Source organism: Clostridium bowmanii (assembly GCF_018861315.1).
GTDB lineage: Bacteria > Bacillota > Clostridia > Clostridiales > Clostridiaceae > Clostridium_AD > Clostridium_AD bowmanii.
Genome location: NZ_JAHLDL010000003.1, coordinates 128,968 through 150,170, shown reverse-complemented (window position 1 = coordinate 150,170; position 21,203 = coordinate 128,968). Strand labels below are relative to the sequence as shown.

Genomic DNA, 21,203 nt, shown 5'->3' with positions numbered 1-21,203 from the left:
TACATATTATTCTAACTAATTTATTTTAGCAAATTAGAGGATTACAGTCTTTGTCTTTAATGATATTACATACTAATTATAGTGACTTAAGAATATAAGTTAGATTATTAAAATAAAATTAACTTATAATTTATATTAATAAGCCAAATCATGGTGTATAATTAAATATAGGAGTTTTAGTGGGGAGGTGGAAGCTTTATGGAGATATTTAAGTTAATGTTAAGTACTATTAAAAATATGAGTTTCTTTTCAGTTTTGGATATATTAGTGGTGGCATATATATTTTTTAAAATTTATATGTTAATGAAGGAAACAAGAGCTGAGCAATTATTCAAAGGAATTATTCTTATTTTTGTACTTATTCCAATAAGCCAATTGCTTAATTTAACAATTTTAAATTGGATTTTAAATAAGACAATAACAATCGGTGTTTTGAGTATTATTATAATCTTTCAACCAGAAATAAGAAGAGCATTAGAGCACCTGGGAAGATCAGCTTTTACGGATAAACATATATTTGAAAATGAAGAGACTATGGAGATAGTTATTACTGAAATTGTTAATGCTGTTGAAAGCTTATCAAAAAGTAAAACAGGAGCACTAATAGTAATAGAACAAAAGACAGGTATCGGAGAAATAATCAAAACAGGAACAACTATAGATGCGTTAATATCCGGGGCACTATTAGAAAATATATTTGTAGTTAACACTCCGCTTCATGATGGAGCTACAGTAATAAGAAATGGTAGGATAATAGCGGCTGGATGTTTTCTGCCTTTAACAAATAATGATAAAATAAGCAAAAAACTAGGGACTAGGCATAGAGCAGCCATAGGAATAACTGAAACATCAGATGCACTAACAATAATAGTGTCAGAAGAAACTGGAACTATATCTCTAGCGGTTAATGGGAGATTAGTAAGGAACTATGATAAGGATAAACTTAAGAAAATACTTGTTCAAATAATAAAGAATAGACAGAGCAAAAAAATAACATTAAAGGAGAGAGTGAAGTCATGGATAAAGACGGAAAACAACAATTTATAATTAAAATTTGCTGTGTGATAGCTGCCTTTGCACTATGGCTTTTTATAACAAGTACAGAAAACCCAGTTACTGCTTTTAAAATTAAAAGTATACCTGTACAGCTTTTAAATGCTGATGTACTGACTCATTCAAATCTTATTTTAGTGCCAGGGCAAGATTTAACCACAAGTCTAAATATTAAAGGAGCTAATACAAGCACACTTCTAAATGCGAAAGCAACAGATTTTACAGTAGTAGCAGATTTAAGTCAATATGCGCTTAAAAAAGGAGAACAAAAGATTCCTATTGAAATAAGAAAAAGTCCTGATAATATAAGTGTGATAAATAGTGATAGTCTTTTTATAACGGTAAACCTAGATGAACGTATTGAAGCTAAATTACCTATAAGTGTAAATGTAACTGGAAAGCCTAAAGAAGGTTTTTACGCATCTGCAGCAAAATTATCACAGGAGTATGCTACTGTAGTAGGCGGATCAAAATTTGTCAATATAGTAAAAGAATTATTAGTAGAAGTGGACATAGAAGGTCAAGAATCAGATGTTGTTAAAAACTACAAGCTCAAACCGGTAGATGCGGCAGGAAAAGAAATAAAAGAAGTTGCTGTAAATCCATCTAATATGGATGTTAAAATTCCGGTAAGAAAGACCAAAGCTGTAGCAGTAAAAGTAAAAACTACAGGAAATTTAAGCTCTGATTATACTTTGGCAAGTATAACCGTGTTACCGGAACAATTAGATATAACGGGAAGCACAGCTGATCTTGAACAACTAGAAAATTTAAATACAGAGGCTATTGATTTAAGCAAAATAAATAAGACCACTACAGTGAACGCAAAGGTATTAATTCCAGATGGATTAAGTTTAGTTAACAATACTACCGATGGCATAGTTAAGGTTCAAATCACTCTAAATAAAGTAGTGCAAAAGAATCTAAGTCTAGATATCAAATATGTTAATTTAGATGGAAAATATGATGCGAAGTTAGAAAAAGTTAAACAAGCAATAGTTATTTCAGGTACTGAAACGGTTATAAATTCACTTGATTTAAAAAAGTTTAGTGCTGCAGTAGATTTAGCTAATTTAGTAGAAGGTGAGCATACTGTTAAAGTATCAGTACCTATGCCAGAGGGCGTAAATTTGATATCAGGAGTTCCAGATAAAATCTTAGTAACTATTACTAAAAAACAAACGGGGGTAACTACCAGCAATGGCAATTAAAATAAATAACATAGGATTAGATATAGAAGAAGATATAGATGATGTAAAAACAAAGGCAGCAAGAAAAATGAAGGTTGCTGAAAGCGAAATAAAATGGTTTAGAATAGCCAAAGAATCCATAGATGCTAGGAAAAAAAATAATATTAAGTTTAATTATTCTGTTCTTGTGAAAATGGATGATGAAATAAAAATCGTTGCTAGAGCGAATGATAAGGATGTTAAACTTGAAGAAATTAGATATGATTCTGAGTTTGAATTTGGAAATAAAGAGATGAAGCATAGACCTATAATAGTAGGAATGGGACCAGCAGGAATGTTTGCGGGCCTTCTTATGGCACAAAAGGGGTATAAGCCACTAATTATCGAAAGAGGAGAAAATGTAGAACGTAGGACAAATAGTATAGTTAAGTTTTGGACTAGGGCAGTTTTAAATACAGAATCTAATGTGCAATTCGGTGAAGGTGGAGCAGGGACTTTTTCAGATGGAAAGTTAACCACAAGAATAAAGGACACTAGATGTGATTACGTATTAGAGGAATTTGTAAAAGCTGGTGCACCAGAGGAAATATTATATATGGGTAAACCTCACATAGGTACAGATATACTTAAATCAGTGGTAAAAAACATTAGAGAAACCATTATAAGTCTGGGCGGAGAGGTAAGATTTAACAGTAAACTTTGCGATATAATAATTAAAAATAAAAAAATAAGAAGCATAATAGTGAATGGAGAAGAAATACCTTGTGAGAACTTAATATTAGCGCCAGGACATAGTTCTCGTGATACCTATGAAATGTTATATGAAAAGGGAATATTTATGTCTAGTAAGCCTTTTGCAGTGGGAGTTAGAATAGAGCATCCCCAAGCTATGATTGATGAAAATCAATATGGAAAGTATGCCAGCCATCCAAGGTTAAAGGGAGCGGATTATAAGCTTACTTATACAAGCGGAAAATCTGGAAGATCAGTTTATAGTTTCTGTATGTGTCCGGGTGGAGAAGTAGTAGCAGCTGCTTCAGAGAAGGGATGCCTTGCAATAAATGGTATGAGCAGTTATAACAGAAATAAAACAAATGCAAATTCTGCCATAGTTGTATCAGTAGGTCCTAAAGATTTTCCATCAGATAGTCCACTAGCTGGGATAGAGTTCCAAAGGCATTATGAATCCTTAGCATACACACTAGGAGGATCAAATTATAATGCACCGGTACAATTGGTTGGAGATTTCTTAAGGGACAGTACTAGTAGCGAAATAGGCGGTGTAAAGCCAAGTTATACTCCAGGATATAAATTTGCTGATCTTACCAAATGTTTGCCAAATTTTGTAACGGATACTATAAAAGAGGCATTGCCTAAATTTGAATATAAAATTAAAGGCTTTGCAAGGGAAGACGGAGTTATGACTGGTATTGAAACAAGAACATCAGCGCCACTCAGAATTGATAGGAACGAAAAACTTCAAAGTATATCTTTAGAAGGGCTATATCCAGCAGGAGAAGGCGCGGGATATGCAGGTGGAATAATATCTGCAGCTGTGGATGGATTAAAAGTTGCAGAAAACATAATGAAAGAATGGAAGCAATTATAATTAATTTCCATAGTCCTTGAAATTCATCTATAAAATTTGTTAAAATGGATGTAGCAACGGAAACACATATTTACCATAGATAATAATTAGTAGTTGCTATTATTACACAGGCAAATAAGGAGAGGTGTTTAAATGAAAAGCAAAGGATACATTTTAGCAGTAAATCCTGGTTCTACTTCAACTAAATTATCAATATTCAAAGGTGAACAGTGTGTAATTATATCTAATTTGACCCATAGCTATGATGAAATTAAGAAGTTTGACAAGATTTATGATCAAAAGGACATGAGAACCAATTTGATTCTACAGTGGTTAGAGAAAGAAGGCATAGCCCTTGAAGATTTAATTGCAGTAGTTGGCAGAGGCGGGTTATTAAGGCCAATGCCAGGTGGTACATATGAAATTACACCGAAAATGCTAGAGGATTTAAAAATAGGGTATCAGGCAGAACATGCTTCCAACCTAGGCGGAGTAATAGCTTTTAAGATTGCAAAAAAAATTAATATACCCTCATTTATAGTAGACCCGGTAGCGGTGGATGAGATATTAGATGTAGCAAGAATATCAGGACTTCCAGAAATTCAAAGGCGCTCACTAGTTCATGCATTAAATATAAAAGCTGTAACAAGAAGGATTTGCACTAAATTACATAAAGATTTTGAAAATAGCACTTATGTTGTTGCGCATATTGGTGGGGGAATTTCTGTGTCTCCAGTTAAAAATGGAAGAATTTTAGACGCTAACAATGCCAACGAAGAAGGTCCTTTTTCTCCAGAAAGAACTGGAGGACTTCCAGTAGGAGATTTAGCAGCACTGGCTTTTAGTGGAAAGTATACTCTTCCACAGTTAAAGAAAAAATTAACCGGTGAGGGGGGGCTCGTGGCTTATCTAAACACTAACGATGGAAGAATCGTTGATAAGATGATAGACGATGGCGATGTGAGAGCAGAACTTATTTTAAAAGCTATGGCATATCAAATCGCTAAGGAAATTGGAGCCATGGCAACTGTAGTTTCTGGGCAAATTGATGCTGTGATTCTTACAGGAGGACTTGCCTATAATAAGAGACTCACTACTTGGATAAGTGAAATGGTGAGCTTTATAGCTCCCGTTGAATTAGTGCCAGGGGAAGATGAAATGCTAGCCCTGGCACAGGGAGCTCTAAGAATATTAAATGGAGAAGAGAAAGCTAAAATATACGAAGAAGAAACAAAGTAAAAAAATATAATATAAACTAGAAGGAGTGTAATCTAATGATTAAAACTTTTAATGAAGTATTAAAAACCGCAAAAATGCAAGGTATGAAAACTGTAGCAGTAGCTGTAGCACATGACGAACCAGTTCTTGAGGCAATTTGCGACGCTAAGAAAAATGGCATAGCAAATGCAATACTAGTAGGAGATAAGGAAAAAATAATTTCTGTTGCAAGTAAAATAGGTATGAACATAGAAGATTTTGAAATTATAGATGAAAAAGATGATAAAAAAGCATCTATGACTGCAGTTGCACTTGTATCATCAGGAAAAGCTGATATGCTTATGAAGGGACTAGTAGATACAGCTACATTCTTAAGAGCTGTGTTAAACAAAGAAGTAGGTCTTAGAACTGGAAAGCAAATGTCCCACGTAGCAGTATTTGAGATACCCGGCTATGATAGATTGATATTTATAACAGATGCTGCCTTTAATATGTATCCAGAATTAAAAGAAAAAATAGATATAATAAAAAATTCAGTGGGAGTAGCGAAAGCTTGTGGTATTGATCTTCCAAAAGTTGCAGCAGTTTGCGCGGTAGAAGTAGTAAACCAAAATATGCCAGCAACACTAGATGCAGCAATGCTTTCAAAAATGAATGAAAGAGGACAGATAAAAGGGTGTATTATTGATGGACCTCTAGCACTAGATAATGCATTATCAGAAACAGCTGCAAAACATAAAAACCTACAAGGACCAGTAGCCGGTAAAGCAGATATTCTTTTAATGGCTAATATAGAAGCTGGAAATGCTATGTATAAATGCTTAACTTATACTACTCAGGCTAAGAATGGTGGACTATTAGTAGGCACCTCTGCCCCAGTTATATTAACTTCTAGAGCAGATACTCCAGAAACAAAATTAAATTCTATAGCACTTGCAGCATTAGTTGCAGAGTATAACAAATAAGATTACTAAGTGTTAGGCTGCATTTGCATTTGTTAACTTAACCGAAAGGGTTTTGCAGAATATAATAAATGATTTTAGAGTACAAGGGAGGAACAATATGACATATAAATTGTTAATAATTAATCCAGGATCAACATCAACTAAAATAGGCGTTTATGAAGATGAAAAGGAAGTTTTAGTAGAAACCTTAAGACATTCATCAGAAGAAATAGGTGAGTTTGAAGGTATATTTGAACAGCTTAATTTTAGAAAAGATGTTATATTAAATGTACTTAAAGAAAAGAACTTTGATATAAATACACTGAATGCTATAGTAGGCAGAGGCGGACTTCTAAAACCTATCGAAGGTGGTACTTATGCCGTAAATGATGCTATGCTCAATGATTTGAAAATCGGTGTGCAAGGTCAGCATGCTTCAAATTTAGGCGGAATAATTGCAAACGAAATAGGGAAATCTTTAGGTGTACCAGCATTTATAGTTGATCCAGTGGTTGTGGATGAAATGATGGATGTAGCTAGGATATCAGGACTTCCAGAAATAGAAAGAAAGAGTATTTTTCATGCACTAAATCAAAAGGCAGTAGCTAAAAGATATGCAAAAGAAATTGATAAAAAATATGAAGAACTCAATTTAATAGTAGCACACATGGGTGGAGGAGTTTCAGTAGGAGCTCACAAGGCTGGAAAAGTTGTTGATGTTAATAATGCATTAGATGGAGATGGCCCATTTTCACCAGAAAGAGCTGGAGGATTACCAGTTGGTGATTTATCCAAAATGTGCTTTAGTGGAAAATACACTGTTGAGGATATAAGGAAAATGATAAATGGAAAAGGCGGCTTTGTTGCTTACCTTAACACAAATGATGCTAGAGAAGTAATAGCTAAAGTAGAAGCTGGTGATAAAAAGGCTAAATTAGTTTTTGAAGCTATGTCCTATCAAATAGCTAAAGAAATTGGTAAATGTGCAGCAGTTTTAGCGGGAAAAGTAGATGCTATAATTTTAACTGGCGGAATAGCTTACGGTAAAGAAACAGTTGAGTATATAAAAGAAAGAGTAGCATTCATAGCAAAGGTGGTAGTATATCCAGGTGAAGATGAATTACTAGCACTAGCTGAAGGCGGGTTAAGAGTATTAAACGGTGAAGAAATGGCAAAAGAATATAAATAACAAACTGCAGTAATAATAGTAATAAGGCACATTCAAATAAATGATAAGTAGTATACTATTTATTTGAATGTGCCTAAACTCTTTTAATTCTCCATTAATAATAAAATAATGAAATAGTGAAGTAACAAAATAAGCAATTTACAAAAATTTAAAGGGGTGAGTGAGATGAGTAGAATTAGGGTATTTACGGGTCACTTTGGTTCAGGAAAGACAGAAATAGCAATAAACTATGCAATAAATCTTGCAAAACAAGGGAAGAAAGTTGCAATAGCTGATTTAGATATAGTAAATCCTTATTTTTGTGTAAGAGACGTTAGAAAACAACTAGAAGATTACGGAATAAGAGTTATAGCATCAAAACCAGAACTAGTTAATGCAGAACTAATGGTAGTGCCAGCAGAAATAATAGCTATATTTAATGATAAAAGCTATGAAGTTGTAGTAGATGTAGGTGGAGATGATTTAGGTTCAATAGCCCTTGGTCAGTACAATAGGTTTTTTGTGGAGGAGCCCTATGATATGTACTTTGTTATAAATACAAATAGACCATTCACATCAAATTCTGGGGACGTTGTGGAATACTTTAAAGCAATAGAAAGAGCCTCAAGACTCAAGATAACGCATTTGATTTCCAATACAAATTTATCTTATGAAACTGTACCACAACATATAATAGATGGAGATAAAATAGTGGCTAAATTATCTAAAGAATTAAATATACCCCACGCATATACTGTTTGCAGAAAAGATCTAGTAGAAGAGATGACGGGAAAATTGCAAGGAGACATATTTGGTATAGATATACATATGTTACCACCTTGGAGATAGCAAGAATATAATTAAAAAATTAACAATATTGACAGTTGAACATTCACAAGGTAAAATCAAGTAGTAAACGTTTAAATTTTATAAATTAGTATTTCTACAGCACCGTAAGGTGATGATTAAGGAGGTTTAAACATGCCAAGAGTAACCTTTAGAGAAGACAGATGTAAAGGGTGTGGACTATGTATAACAGTATGCCCTAAGAAAATCATAAGTTTTTCGGATAAATTAAATATAAAAGGATATCATCCAGCAACGGTAACAGAAGAGAAGATGAAAGAATGTATTGGATGTGCATCTTGTGGAAAAATGTGTCCTGACTGCGTAATAACAGTTGAAAAGTAAAGAATAGGAGGATAAACTTATGGGAGAAAAAGTGTTAATGAAAGGTAATGAGGCTATTGGAGAAGCAGCTATAAGAGCAAATTGCAAGTGTTTTTTTGGATATCCAATAACACCTCAAACAGAAATATCTGCATATTTATCAAGAAAAATGCCTAAGATTGATAGGGTTTTCTTACAGGCAGAAAGCGAAATCGCTGCTATAAACATGGTTTATGGAGCAGCTGGTACAGGGGTAAGATGTATGACATCTTCAAGTTCGCCAGGAATAAGTTTGAAAGCTGAAGGAATATCTTATATAGCAGGAGCAGAACTTCCATGTGTTATCGTAAATATAGTTAGAGGTGGTCCAGGACTTGGTAGTATTCAACCGGCTCAATCAGATTACTTCCAAGCAACTAAAGGTGGATCACATGGTGATTTTAACATGCCAGTATATGCACCAGCTTCAATACAAGAAATGGTAGACTTAGTTCAAGATGCTTTTGACACTGCAGATATGTATAGAACTCCTGTAATGGTTATGGGAGACGGAATGCTTGGACAAATGATGGAACCGGTAGAGTTCAAAGAAAGAGCACCAAAATTGTTACCAGAAAAAACATGGGCAGCGTCTGGTTTAAAAGGAAGAAAAAAACATAATGTAATAAATTCCCTTTATTTGAAATCAGAGGATTTAGAAAGACATAATTTGAAATTACAAGAAAAGTTTAAAGAAATAACGAAAAATGAAACAAGATATGAAATGTATAATTGTGATGGTGAAAGTGATTTAATAATGGTCGCTTACGGAACAACATCAAGAATATGCAAAAATGTTGTTAAAATGGCAGAAAAAGAAGGTATAAAATTGGGATTAATAAGACCAATTACACTATGGCCTTTCCCACTAGAAGCTTTTGAAAAAACCATAAGTAGCACAAAATATGGATATATATCAGTAGAAATGAGTTGTGGACAAATGGTTGAAGATGTTAGACTTTCAGTTGAAGGAAGAAAACCAGTATATTTCTACGGGAGAACAGGTGGAATGGTTCCTCATCCTGAGGATATATTAAATAAAGTTAAAGAAATAGTAGGGGGTGCAAAATAATGGCAATAGTATTTAAGCCAACGAAAGCATTATTAGATGTTCCTACGCATTACTGCCCTGGATGTACTCATGGATTAATTCATAGATTAGTAGGGGAAGTACTTGAAGAGTTAGATATAATAGATAAAACTATAGGCGTAGCACCAGTTGGATGTTCTGTTTTAGCATATGACTATTTTGCCTGTGATATGTTTGAAGCAGCACATGGAAGAGCTCCAGCGGTTGCTACAGGAATAAAAAGATCTAATCCAGATGCAGTTGTGTTTACATATCAAGGTGATGGAGATCTAGCGGCAATAGGTACTGCTGAAATAGTGCATGCTGCAACTCGTGGAGAAAACATGGTTACAATCTTCGTTAATAACTGCATTTACGGTATGACAGGTGGACAAATGGCTCCAACTACACTTCCTGGTCAAGTAACGGAAACTACACCTTATGGAAGAGATGTAAAGCTTCAAGGTCACCCAATTAGAGTATCAGAAATGATATCTACCTTAGCAGGTGCTTGTTACGTAGAAAGAGTAGCTGTAGATAATGTGCCTAATGTTAATAAAACTAAAAAAGCTATAAAGAAAGCTTTCCAAAATGCAATTGATGGAAAAGGGTTCTCAATGGTAGAGGTATTATCAATATGCCCAACTAACTGGGGACTATCACCTCAAGAGTCAATGGGATGGTTACGAGATAATATGATACCGTTCTATACTCTTGGAGTTAAAAAAGACACAACTGGGGAGGTTGAATAGTATGGCATCGCAAGAGATTATATTTGCAGGATTTGGTGGTCAAGGTACACTTTCAATGGGAAAATTTTTAGCATATGCAGGAATGGATGCCAATATGAACGTTTCGTGGCTTCCATCTTATGGACCAGAAATGCGTGGAGGTACCGCTAACTGCTCTGTTATACTTTCTGATGAGCCAGTTGGTTCACCAATAATTAATGATGCAAACACATTGATAGTTATGAATAGACCTTCCCTTGATAAGTTTGAAACTACATTAGTAAAAGGCGGACTATTAATAATGGATTCTGATCTTGTAGATAGAATGCCCACTAGGGAAGATATAGAAGTAATATGTGTTCCAGCTCAAACAGAAGCTTTAAAGATTGGAAGTAAGCAGATTGCTAACATGGTACTTCTAGGAGCTTTAGTAAAGAGAACAGGAATAGTATCTATGGAAGGATTAGTAAGTGCTTTAAAGGCTCATGGTAAAGAAAAATTTTTCGAGATAAACAAAAAAGCTCTTGAAATAGGAGCTTCGTATATCAAGTAAAACCAAAAGTATATATTACTACAACTTCAGTTCGCGACCCTAAGGAATTCTAAACAAATTTTAATGAAAGATGCTAAAAATTACAAACTCGCTACCGCTCAAACATGTAATTTTCTTAACGCAGCTTTCATTAAAATTAGTTAAGAATTACTAAGGCTTGCTCTCATGAAGTTTAGGTAATATATACTTTTTATGCTACTTGATATATGAAGCTCTATTAAAACAGTAAGGGTAAGGAACATCGAGAACATCGAGAACATCGAGAACATCGAGAACATCGAGAACATCAATAACATTGAGAAAAGGCTACTGGTAAACCAGTAGCTTTTTTGTGATTAAGTCGGAATAGATGAAAGATGATAATTAATCACAATTACACAGTATGTTTATTTTATCCATCGCATTAGTATTCGATTAAACCAATAAAAGAAAATTTGGTATATTTAGGTTTATAATATTTACAACGTAACAATGTTATGTTACACTACGTATATAGGTAGGTAGAAGTTAATAGCTGGTATATAATTCAGAGGGTTACAAAAATACATGACGGAGGTATAATATGGAAGAAGACTTGATTTCTAAAAAAGAATTACTGCAAATTACAGACGTGTCCTATGGACAGTTGTATAGGTGGAAAAGGAAAAACCTTATACCAGAAGAATGGTTTATAAAAAAATCTAGCTATACTGGACAAGAAACTTTTTTTCCTAGAGAAAAAATATTAGATAGAATAGCTAAAATTAAAGATATGAAGGATAATGTATCCTTAGACAATTTGGCTCAGATGTTTTCCCCACAGCTGGGGGAGGTATTTTTAAGTGAGGAAGAGTTGTTAAAAAAGAACATTGTTACGCAGCAAACATTGATAATGTATAAAAATATATATGGTGAAATAAAAACCTTCTCTTTTGAGAAGATATTATATATTTCTTTGTTAGAAAAGAGTTTAATATCTGGGAATGTATCATTAGAGGAAGGCAAACTTATAATAGATACTTTAGAAGAAAATTATAAATCCGTAGAAGGTAAGAATTGTGAGATTGTTTTTCTAAGAAAATTTGGCATGGCATTATGTTTTTTAATTACGATACCTAATGAGTTTTATATAGAAAAGACTGCAAAGATAATATTAAGGCTTAATATATCACAGAGTATTGAAGAGCTAAAAATTATAATATAATTATGAGGAGGGTTAAAATGGAAAAGATTAATTATGGAGATATAAAGATATCAGGGTCAGGTACATCTGGTGGTGGAAAGTATAATGAAGTAAGCATAAGTGGCTCAGGAAAAATAAACGGAGATTTGGAATGCGTAGACTTTAAAACTAGTGGCTCATCAAAAGTTATAGGAGATTTAAAAGCGGGCACTATAAAAATTAGTGGATCTGCAAGGATTGAAGGTAATGTAGAGGTAGAAGAAATGAGGGTCAGCGGTTCAGCACATGTAACGGGGCAAATTGAATGTCAAAGTATAAAAATTAATGGGTCAACTCATATAGGAGGAAACCTACATGCAGAAGAAGTTACTATAGCTGGGTCAGCTCATATAGAAAAAAATTGTGATGCTGAATGTTTTAAGGCTAGTGGTAGTTTTAAAATACTAGGCTTATTAAATGCAGGAGAAGTAAATATAAGAATTGGTGGGAACTGTAATGTACAAGAAATTGGTGGGGAGCATATTGAAGTAAGAGTTAGTCCTTTAGACAATTCCTTGTTTAAAAAAGTAATAGACAAGATGTTTAATACAAAGGGTGAGTTAACTACTTCATTAATTGAAGGGGATGAAATATATCTCCAAAACACCAATGCTAAAATAGTAAGGGGAAATCATATCACCATAGGTGAAGGTTGTAATATAGGCCTTGTAGAATATAGTGGAGAGATTATTATAGCAAGTGATTCAATAGTTGGAGAACAAAAACAAGTATAATGTATTTTATCATCATAAACCCATTAAAAATCTATAAATATATTAACAATATTAATATATATATTAACATAATAAATATATATTTAAAAAACATTAATATAGTCAATTTACATATTGACTATATCAATTAATGGTAATATAATGAATATAAAGGAAGAAGGTGGTAAAAGTGGCCTATAAAATATTGTGTAAATGTCCAGTTTGTAGTTCTAAATTAAAAGTAACTAGACTTAAATGTGATGAATGTGATACTACTGTTGAAAATCAATTCGAGTTATCAAAATTTGATTATTTGAATAGTGAGCAGCTATATTTCATTGAAGTATTCTTAAAATCCAGAGGAAATATTAAGGACGTGGAAAAAGAACTTGGCATATCCTATCCAACCGTTAGAGCAAAGCTAGACGAGGTTATTATTGCACTTGGGTATACTGTTTTAAAGCAAAAGCCTTCTGTTGATAAAAAAGATGTAGTAGATATGTTAGAAAAAGGCGAAATAACTGCTGATGAAGCATTAATAATTTTAAATGGTAAGTAAATAATTTGTGAATTGGGAGTTTCGAGCTATAAAAAGGGGGTTTATATAATGAATGAAGAAATCTCAAGAATATTAAAAATGGTTGAAGAAGGTAAAATTGATTCAGAAAAAGCTATGCAACTTATAGAAGCTCTAAAGGGAGAAAGTAAAGAATCTATTATTTTAGACAAACCATCATCAAATAATAGTCACAGTAACCTTAAATTTAAAGTGAAAATGCTCAGAATAAAAGTAAGGTCTAAAGAGAATGACATAGTGAATATTAACCTTCCACTGGCATTTGTAAGTGGCATGATAAAAACCTTTGGAAAAATTCCAAATGTTAATGTAAATGGCATGAGTGACATAGATATGGATGCTATGACTCAAACTATATTGGAAGCCATAGATGGCGGTGTAGGTGGAAAGATTGTTGATATAAAAACTGGAGATGGAGATGTAGTGGAGGTCGTTATAGAATAAATCTAGAATTTTAGAGGTGTTATATGAGGATTTATATTAAAACAGAGGAAGGTAGAAAACTAAGAATTCCAGTACCTATTTGGGCAGTAAGATTAGCATCAAGATTTCCCTTAGAGAGAATTGTAAAGAAACATATAAAGGAAAAGGATGCTAAGTATTTAGAACTAATCGACTGGAAGGTAATGAGAAATTTAATCATTTCATTAAGTAATTATAAAGGGCTAAACTTAGTAGATATAAGAGCAAATGATGGCACGGAAGTATTAATACGAATGTAGGATTCTTCAAGGACGCAAGTACTACCATCAGGTAAATATGGAGTTGCAATTGTAAATACACTCATAAGTGCAACACTTCAGCTAACAGTTCCACAAGAAATGAGAGGAAAAGTCTTTTCAATTATGAATACTGTATGTGGAGGATTAACGCCAATAGCAATGGCTGTGGGAGGGATACTCGCGGAATTTATAGCAATAAAATATATTGTTTTAACTTGTTTTGTGCTATCAGGAATGACAATAATACCACTGGGGTTTGTTAAAAAATTCAAACATTTCATAAATTATAACCCTGACTTCCAAACTTTAGAGGATATAATTTAGTGTATTTGTAGTTTTGTATGGTAATAAATTTTACGAATAACTATACTTAAAAAAATAATCCAAATTGGGTTATTTTTTTAAATTTAAAATTGCGCAATAGTAAGACCTTTTTTACAAGTACATATTATTGTAGTATAATACAAACTATATTATAATTAGGGTATATATTTATATACTCGAGTTTGAATATAGGCACAAACAATAATGAAAAGCTTTTTATATAAAGTACATATAATTATTATTGTATGTCTATTTAGTCAGTAGTGCTTAGTGAATTATTTGATAACGACTCGAATTTATGTGGATAGAAGGAAGACGAATATATGTGTCAGAAACGAAATGCTAGCATAATTACTAGTGTTTTGTTTAAAATGCCCTGTAATAAACCTATAATATATAGAGAAAGAGGTAGAAAAATATGAGTAGAATATTCGGAACAGATGGAGTACGTGGTATAGCAAATACAGAATTAACAAGTGCGCTTGCATATAATTTAGGAAGAGCAGGAGCTTTTGTACTAACAGACTCAGCTCACAAACCTAAAATTATAGTAGGAATGGATACAAGAATTTCTGGAGATATGTTAGAATCAGCATTAGTTGCAGGAATTTTATCTGTAGGAGCAGAAGCAATATGTCTTGGAGTGGTTCCTACACCAGCGGTAGCATATTTAACTAGAAAATATGGAGCAGATGCAGGAGTTGTTATTTCAGCTTCTCACAACCCGGTGGAATATAATGGAATAAAGTTTTTTGATAGCAAGGGTTTTAAATTATCAGATGAATTAGAGGATACTATACAAGCAGTTATTGAAGGTGATTTTAAAGAAGTGCCATCACCAATAGCAGGAGATTTAGGCAAGAAAACAGTTAAGCTAAATGGTGTTGAGGATTATATAGAATTCGCTAAATCTACTATAGCAGGAGATTTAAAAGGACTTAAAATCGCATTAGATTGCGCAAATGGTGCTTCTTACATTACTTCAGTAAAAGCTATAAGATCACTTGGAGCAGAGGTTTTAGTTATTAACAATGATCCAGATGGTGTAAACATAAATAAAGACTGTGGATCTACTCATCCTGAGCATCTAATGGCCTTTGTTAAAGAAAATCATTGTGATATAGGGCTGGCTTTTGATGGCGATGCAGACAGATGTTTAGCCGTTGATGAAAAAGGAAACCTTATAAATGGAGATTTTATAATTGCTATTTGTGCTAAACACCTAAAGGACATGGGAAAATTAACTAGAGATACCGTAGTAGTAACAGTTATGAGTAATTTAGGCCTTGATATTGCAATGAAGCAGGAAAATATAACTACTGTGAAAACTAAAGTAGGAGATAGATATGTTCTTGAAAAAATGCAACAAGAAGGTTATAGCCTAGGTGGAGAACAATCAGGACATGTAATTTTCCTGGATTTTAATACAACAGGAGATGGACTTGTATCTGGACTTCAATTAGCTACCGTAATTAAAGAATCAGGAAAATCACTATCTGAGCTAGCAGCAATGATGACAGAACTTCCACAAGTACTTGTTAATGCAATGGTGCCAAACGATAAAAATGACATTCATGAAACTGATATTGAAATAGTAGAAGAAATTAAAAAAATAGAAAAAAAATTAAATGGCTGTGGAAGGGTACTTATTAGACCTTCAGGTACAGAACCTTTAGTGAGAGTAATGCTCGAGGGTAAAATTCAAAGTGAATTAAACGAAATGGCACATTCTCTTGCAAAATTAATCGAAGAAAAAGCGAACAGATAAGTAAAAGGGTATATATTACTACAATTGCATTCGCTGCGCTAAGTAATTCTAAACTAATCTTAATGAAAGATGCTAAAATATGCAAACTCGCTAACGCTCAAACATGCATATTTCTTAACGCATCTTTCATTAAAATTAGTTAAGATTACTAACACTTGCTCAAATGCAATTTACGTACTATATACCCTTTTTATACAGTTTCTGCGTTTCTTATTCAAGTCGCTATGAAGTGTCCCTATTTCTACTATAGGTGCTAATTTTGTGGTTAGTTTATAGTGTAATAAAGTAACAATTCAATGAATTTATTGTTAAAAGCATTGACGTTTAGGGTATAAAATGAATATAATGTACTGAAAGCTTGTGAAAAGGTACATAAGCTTTCAGTTTGTTTGATATTATAGTAAAGGAGGATAGAGTATTTGTAATTTAAAAGCGCCAGGACTCATTAGGAATATTAGTAATTTATAATGCATTATGAGTTGACGAGGATGGGGAGTATCGAATCTTCGGCGGATGCCCCGCGGTAGCGCACTACCGTTAATGATTGATAAACGCGAAAAGTGATTTTCGTAACAATATCAATCTGGTGTTAAAACCTTTTAAAATATTATAGCACCTATAAGTGCTAAATAGCATTTATAGGTGATGAACAGCATCTGTAGATGATGAATTAACTAGCATATTTCATTGGATTATTAAGATAGTGTATTTCTAGTTATACAACATCAGAATTGTATGTATAATAACTGTAAATACTATTTTTAAAATAATTATGAAAAACAATGATTAAATGATTATAAGTATGCTTTATTGATTTGTGAAAAATTTTAAATTTGAGAGGAAGATTAATATGTGCGGAATAGTTGGATATGTTGGAAAAAAGCAAGCATCATCAATTTTAATAGAAGGTCTTAGAAAATTAGAATATAGAGGATACGATTCAGCAGGAGTCGCAATTATAGATAATGGGGTTTTAAGCGTAACTAAATGCAAGGGAAGACTAGCAAATTTAGAAGCTCAATTATTAGAAGAACCACTTAAAGGAAACGTTGGAATAGGTCATACTAGATGGGCTACTCACGGTAAACCATCAGATGAAAATTCTCATCCACATACTAACGAAAAAGGAACTATTAGTGTAGTCCATAATGGAATTATAGAGAATTATATCCACCTAAGAGAATGGTTAATGGCAAAGGGATATAAATTTATATCCGAAACTGATTCAGAAGTAATACCACATCTTATAGATTTTTACTATGATGGAGATATAGTTGATGCGGTTATGAAGACTGTTACTAAAATGGAAGGTAGCTATGCTATAGCAGTAGTTACAAGTAATGAACCAGATAAATTAGTAGCAGTAAGAAAAGATAGCCCTTTAATAGTAGGACTTGGAAAAGATGAATTTTATATAGCTTCAGATATACCAGCGGTATTAAATCATACAAGAGAGGTATATTTATTAGAAGACAAGGAATTTGTTGTAATTTCTAATGATGGAATAAAACTTCTTGACGCAGAAGGCAAAACTATAAATAAAGAGATTTTCCATGTGACTTGGGATGCAGAAGCTGCTGAAAAAGGTGGATATGAGCACTTTATGCTAAAAGAAATCCATGAACAACCAAAGGCAATTAGAGATACAATGACTTCAAGAATAGTTCTAGGAGAGCCTATTACCCTAGACGACATAAATATAACTAAAGATCAAATTAAAAATTTAAATAAAATATATATAGTGGCTTGCGGAACTGCATATAATGCAGGAGTTGTAGGTAAATACGTTATAGAAAAACTTGCAAGAATACCAGTTGAACTAGATATTGCTTCTGAGTTTAAATATAGAGATCCAATAATGGACAAAAACACACTAATGATAGTTATTAGTCAATCAGGAGAAACTGCAGATACTATGTCAGCTTTAAGACTTGCAAAGTCAAAAGGTTCAAGAGTTATAGCAGTAACTAATGTTGTAGGTAGCGCAGCTTCAAGAGAAGCAGATGATGTACTATATACTTGGGCAGGACCTGAAATAGCAGTTGCATCTACTAAAGCTTATGTAACTCAGCTTATAGCAATGTATATAATAGCATTATTCTTTGCTCAGAACAAAGAAACATTAAGTCACGAAGAAATTGAAGAAATTAAAATAGCTATGATGGAGCTTCCAGAAAAAGCAGAAGAGGTTTTAAAAAATAAAGAAACAGTTCAAAAATTCACAGCAAAAACTTATATGCACAAAGATATGTTCTTCATAGGACGTGGACTTGATTATGCAGTAGCACTGGAAGGCTCATTAAAGCTTAAAGAAATATCTTATATTCATTCAGATGCTTATCCTGCAGGAGAGCTAAAACATGGTCCGATAGCACTTATGGAAGATGGGACTATAGTAATAGCACTAGCTACTCAAGAAGCAATATTTGATAAGATGGTAAGTAATATAAAAGAGTTAGCAACTAGAGGAGCAAAAGTATTTGCTTTCGCACCAGAAGGTCACACTGAAATTGAAAAATCAGTTTTTTCTGTAACTTATATACCAAAAGTAATGGATATATTAGCACCAGTAATTTCAGTAATTCCACTACAATTATTAGCTTACTACATGGCAATCCAAAAGGGCTGCGATGTGGATAAGCCAAGGAATTTGGCAAAATCTGTAACTGTGGAATAGGTGCTACCCTTATTAAATAATTGTTGTAGCTTTAAAACAAATAAAACAAACAATTTAAGAAAAACTGCACATCCTCATTTAAGGTGAGAGTGTGCAGTTTTTCTGCGCTATTAATGCATATAGCAGGGGGGGATCTTACATAACCGCAACAATAGATGTACACAAACAATAAACATTGTCCCCGAATATTAAAGTCTGTCTCAAAATAATAAAGTCTGTCTCAATATATGAAGGAAACGCAGGAACACCAACCTGCCTTCCTTCATTTTTTTATTCCCCCCCCCCGCCCCCTAATCGCAGATTCCTTCCCGACCAACCCACCCGATAATCTACCCGAATATATTCAAGAAAAAAGCGTGAGAGAATGAGCCGAAGGCTACGCCATGAATGGATTGATAGATTAAAGTGTAAGGTATATTTGTATTAAAATCTTGAAATTTAAATAGAATTATCAACAGAATTGTCCACATCAGACTCATAAAGTTGAGTGCTACTGTGGACAATTTTTCTTTTATTTTGTCCAGACATAAATCTTTACATCACCCAAAACATAAGGTGTTGGGGCAGTTTATCGCTCTTCTCTTCTTACCCGTTCCTCCTTTTAAAGGACCCCAAAAATGATAAAAAGATTGACCAGAGGATTGAAGGATTGACGGAAAAGATTGAATAAGGATTGAGAAAATAATTGATTTAAAATATGAGAAAACTCATGATAAGCTTGATATGAGAGTGATTGATAGAATGGTCGTTAGACCTTTTGTGGGAGCTAAGGGTGGATAGGATGATAGATTTAAGAAGGGAAAAGGGTATTGCTGACTTAATTATTGGGATGAAAATATGAAGGAAGGATAGAAAAAATGCAAGAAAAAGGACAGACTTTAATATTCGTATTTGAGTGTGTTTTAGGAGTATTTTAGGAGAATTAAGTGGAGAAAAGGCGTGATTTTGGGACAGACTTTAATATTTGTGTGAGAAACTGGATTGAAGGTTGGAATGGGTGGGAGGGGTGGTGGGTGAAGGGGTGAGAGGGGGTTGGTGTGGTGGGGGGATCGGGACAGACTTTAATGTTTGTTTACAGTAAATGATGTTTTAGATAGAATTTCAGCGATAATTTTTGGTAAACATGAATTATTTGATGATTTAAAGACAGGTAGAAAATTATATGAAATATTATTAGAAGTATTTGGAGATAGGAAGTTGCCATTCATTGCAGAGTTTGATTGTTGCCATACACATCCAATGATGACTCTACCAATAGGATGTGAGATTGAACTTGATGCTACAAGGAAGAAAATAACAATTATAAAGTATTGGTTCAAATAATATTTTAGTTGAAAATATTGTGCGATAAGTGTTCTAAGGTGGGTTTGAAAAATAATAGAAACAATTTAAAAAGCCAGGTAATCACAATCATTTTAATCAAAAATGATTGTGATTACCTGGCTTTTTTTATAACTTAACATTATATTAAATCATTTACAAAACCCTTTCCTTTAACTTCAGAAGCATCAAGGAATATCATAAAAGCAGTATTGTCTATTTCTTTAACAATTAATTTTAAATCTGGAATCTGATGGAGTGATACTGTACAAAATAATATTTTTTCATGTTTTCCAGTATATGCACCTTCTCCATATAAAAAGGTGACACCTCTATGCATTTTATATAAGATTCCACTACAAATTTCTTTTTCTTTTTTAGTAATAATAAGAACTAATTTTTGTTTGTTTAATCCGTTTATTATTCTATCAGTAACTTCAGCCGTTATGAACATAGCAGCTATAGTATATAAAGCACTGGTTATTCCAAAAAAGAAAGTAGCAATACAAACAATTACTATATTAATATAAAATGATATTTGTCCTATATTAAAGTTATCATGCCTCACTTTTATTAGAGCAGAAATGATATTGAGTCCTCCTGCAGAACCATGATTGCTGAATACTATTCCAATTCCAATTCCATTTAATACACCACCGTATAAGCATAATAGCAATATATCATCTGTGTTAATAAGTCCTTTTAATGGAGCTGTTAAAATTAAGAATAGTGAAAAGGAGATTGTACCTATGAATGTATAAATAGTAAATCGTTTGTTAAGACATTTATAGCTTAAAATTAATAAGGGGATATTTATTAGAAGTATGGAATATCCAGCAGGAAACTTAAACAAATATTGAATAATTAATGATATGCCAGAAGCACCACCACTTAAAAGTTTTGCTTTGGATATAAATAAATTAATTGCTAATGAAGATATCAAACTTCCCACTAGTATTGAAAAAATATTTTTAATGATGGTTTTGTTTATATGTTTAAACATTGTGTTCCTCCCGCTTATTAAAAGGTATAGGCTAGATGCTTACATTAGTCACTTAACAATTATTTAGAAACTACAAAAATAAGTAATATCAATTTTTATTAGATTGTGCTACAACAGTATCATTATATGAATTAAATGTAAATAAGCAGATTTTTAATATGAAAGATATATGGAA

At 32.9% G+C, this 21,203-nt stretch carries 21 protein-coding genes; 20 read left to right on the top strand and 1 reads right to left on the bottom strand.

Translation table 11 applies throughout. The annotated features are described in order from the left end of the window. Positions 1-198 precede the first annotated feature (198 nt). The 20 genes from cdaA (at position 199) to KPL51_RS02940 (ending at position 20,028) form a co-directional block, all read left to right on the top strand. On the top strand, positions 199-1,047 hold the full coding sequence (gene cdaA / locus KPL51_RS03035; RefSeq protein ID WP_216157158.1) for a diadenylate cyclase CdaA: 849 nt from the start codon (positions 199-201) through the stop codon (positions 1,045-1,047). Continuing rightward, positions 1,017-2,264: a CdaR family protein gene (locus tag KPL51_RS03030; RefSeq protein WP_216157155.1), complete on the top strand. Its 1,248-nt coding sequence runs from the start codon at positions 1,017-1,019 to the stop codon at positions 2,262-2,264. The genes cdaA and KPL51_RS03030 overlap by 31 nt, the downstream gene beginning before the upstream one ends. Next, complete coding sequence (locus tag KPL51_RS03025; RefSeq protein WP_216157152.1) at positions 2,254-3,852, top strand: NAD(P)/FAD-dependent oxidoreductase; 1,599 nt, start codon at positions 2,254-2,256, stop codon at positions 3,850-3,852. The genes KPL51_RS03030 and KPL51_RS03025 overlap by 11 nt, the downstream gene beginning before the upstream one ends. A 132-nt stretch (positions 3,853-3,984) precedes the next feature. Beyond that, entirely contained in the window at positions 3,985-5,070 is a 1,086-nt protein-coding gene (gene buk, locus KPL51_RS03020) for a butyrate kinase (protein ID WP_216157148.1), read from the top strand. A gap of 35 nt (positions 5,071-5,105) precedes the next feature. Continuing rightward, positions 5,106-6,014, top strand: coding sequence for a phosphate butyryltransferase (ptb, locus tag KPL51_RS03015; protein ID WP_216157144.1), 909 nt, complete (start codon positions 5,106-5,108; stop codon positions 6,012-6,014). A 97-nt stretch (positions 6,015-6,111) separates the two neighbouring features. After that, positions 6,112-7,182 carry a butyrate kinase gene (gene buk, locus KPL51_RS03010; RefSeq protein WP_216157140.1) on the top strand — a complete coding sequence of 357 codons (1,071 nt, stop codon included), beginning with the start codon at positions 6,112-6,114 and terminating at the stop codon, positions 7,180-7,182. Between the two features lie 165 nt (positions 7,183-7,347). After that, positions 7,348-8,010 (top strand): nucleotide-binding protein, encoded by a 663-nt coding sequence (locus KPL51_RS03005; protein WP_216157137.1) that lies wholly within the window; start codon positions 7,348-7,350, stop codon positions 8,008-8,010. Between the two features lie 132 nt (positions 8,011-8,142). Continuing rightward, positions 8,143-8,352: a 4Fe-4S binding protein gene (locus KPL51_RS03000; protein WP_216157134.1), complete on the top strand. Its 210-nt coding sequence runs from the start codon at positions 8,143-8,145 to the stop codon at positions 8,350-8,352. Positions 8,353-8,371: 19 nt separating this feature from the next. Next, on the top strand, positions 8,372-9,442 hold the full coding sequence (locus tag KPL51_RS02995) for a 3-methyl-2-oxobutanoate dehydrogenase subunit VorB (protein WP_216157131.1): 1,071 nt from the start codon (positions 8,372-8,374) through the stop codon (positions 9,440-9,442). Next, positions 9,442-10,191: a thiamine pyrophosphate-dependent enzyme gene (locus tag KPL51_RS02990; RefSeq protein ID WP_216157128.1), complete on the top strand. Its 750-nt coding sequence runs from the start codon at positions 9,442-9,444 to the stop codon at positions 10,189-10,191. Before KPL51_RS02995 ends, KPL51_RS02990 begins: the two co-directional genes overlap by 1 nt. Position 10,192: 1 nt before the next feature. Further along, the gene (locus KPL51_RS02985) at positions 10,193-10,723 is read left to right on the top strand and encodes a 2-oxoacid:ferredoxin oxidoreductase subunit gamma family protein (protein ID WP_216157125.1); all 531 of its coding nucleotides are present in this window, start codon (positions 10,193-10,195) and stop codon (positions 10,721-10,723) included. A gap of 562 nt (positions 10,724-11,285) precedes the next feature. Continuing rightward, on the top strand, positions 11,286-11,906 hold the full coding sequence (locus KPL51_RS02980) for a YhbD family protein (RefSeq protein WP_216157122.1): 621 nt from the start codon (positions 11,286-11,288) through the stop codon (positions 11,904-11,906). A 17-nt stretch (positions 11,907-11,923) separates the two neighbouring features. Next, positions 11,924-12,658, top strand: coding sequence for a polymer-forming cytoskeletal protein (locus tag KPL51_RS02975; RefSeq protein WP_216157119.1), 735 nt, complete (start codon positions 11,924-11,926; stop codon positions 12,656-12,658). Between the two features lie 169 nt (positions 12,659-12,827). Continuing rightward, positions 12,828-13,196, top strand: coding sequence for a DUF2089 domain-containing protein (locus tag KPL51_RS02970; RefSeq protein WP_216157116.1), 369 nt, complete (start codon positions 12,828-12,830; stop codon positions 13,194-13,196). Positions 13,197-13,244: 48 nt separating this feature from the next. Beyond that, on the top strand, positions 13,245-13,658 hold the full coding sequence (locus KPL51_RS02965) for an SHOCT-like domain-containing protein (protein WP_216157113.1): 414 nt from the start codon (positions 13,245-13,247) through the stop codon (positions 13,656-13,658). A gap of 23 nt (positions 13,659-13,681) precedes the next feature. Further along, a complete protein-coding gene (locus KPL51_RS02960) occupies positions 13,682-13,936 on the top strand; it encodes a hypothetical protein (RefSeq protein WP_216157110.1) in 255 nt (84 codons plus the stop codon). 123 nt (positions 13,937-14,059) lie between these two features. Then, positions 14,060-14,260: a hypothetical protein gene (locus KPL51_RS02955; protein ID WP_216157107.1), complete on the top strand. Its 201-nt coding sequence runs from the start codon at positions 14,060-14,062 to the stop codon at positions 14,258-14,260. A gap of 418 nt (positions 14,261-14,678) precedes the next feature. Beyond that, the gene (gene glmM / locus KPL51_RS02950) at positions 14,679-16,028 is read left to right on the top strand and encodes a phosphoglucosamine mutase (protein ID WP_216157104.1); all 1,350 of its coding nucleotides are present in this window, start codon (positions 14,679-14,681) and stop codon (positions 16,026-16,028) included. A gap of 850 nt (positions 16,029-16,878) precedes the next feature. Continuing rightward, the gene (gene glmS / locus KPL51_RS02945) at positions 16,879-18,705 is read left to right on the top strand and encodes a glutamine--fructose-6-phosphate transaminase (isomerizing) (protein ID WP_216157101.1); all 1,827 of its coding nucleotides are present in this window, start codon (positions 16,879-16,881) and stop codon (positions 18,703-18,705) included. A gap of 1,068 nt (positions 18,706-19,773) precedes the next feature. Then, on the top strand, positions 19,774-20,028 hold the full coding sequence (locus KPL51_RS02940) for a S66 peptidase family protein (RefSeq protein ID WP_216157098.1): 255 nt from the start codon (positions 19,774-19,776) through the stop codon (positions 20,026-20,028). A 139-nt stretch (positions 20,029-20,167) separates the two neighbouring features. On the opposite strand, the gene KPL51_RS02935 is transcribed toward KPL51_RS02940, so the two are convergent. Beyond that, entirely contained in the window at positions 20,168-21,028 is an 861-nt protein-coding gene (locus KPL51_RS02935; protein ID WP_216157095.1) for a YitT family protein, read from the bottom strand. Positions 21,029-21,203 lie beyond the last annotated feature (175 nt).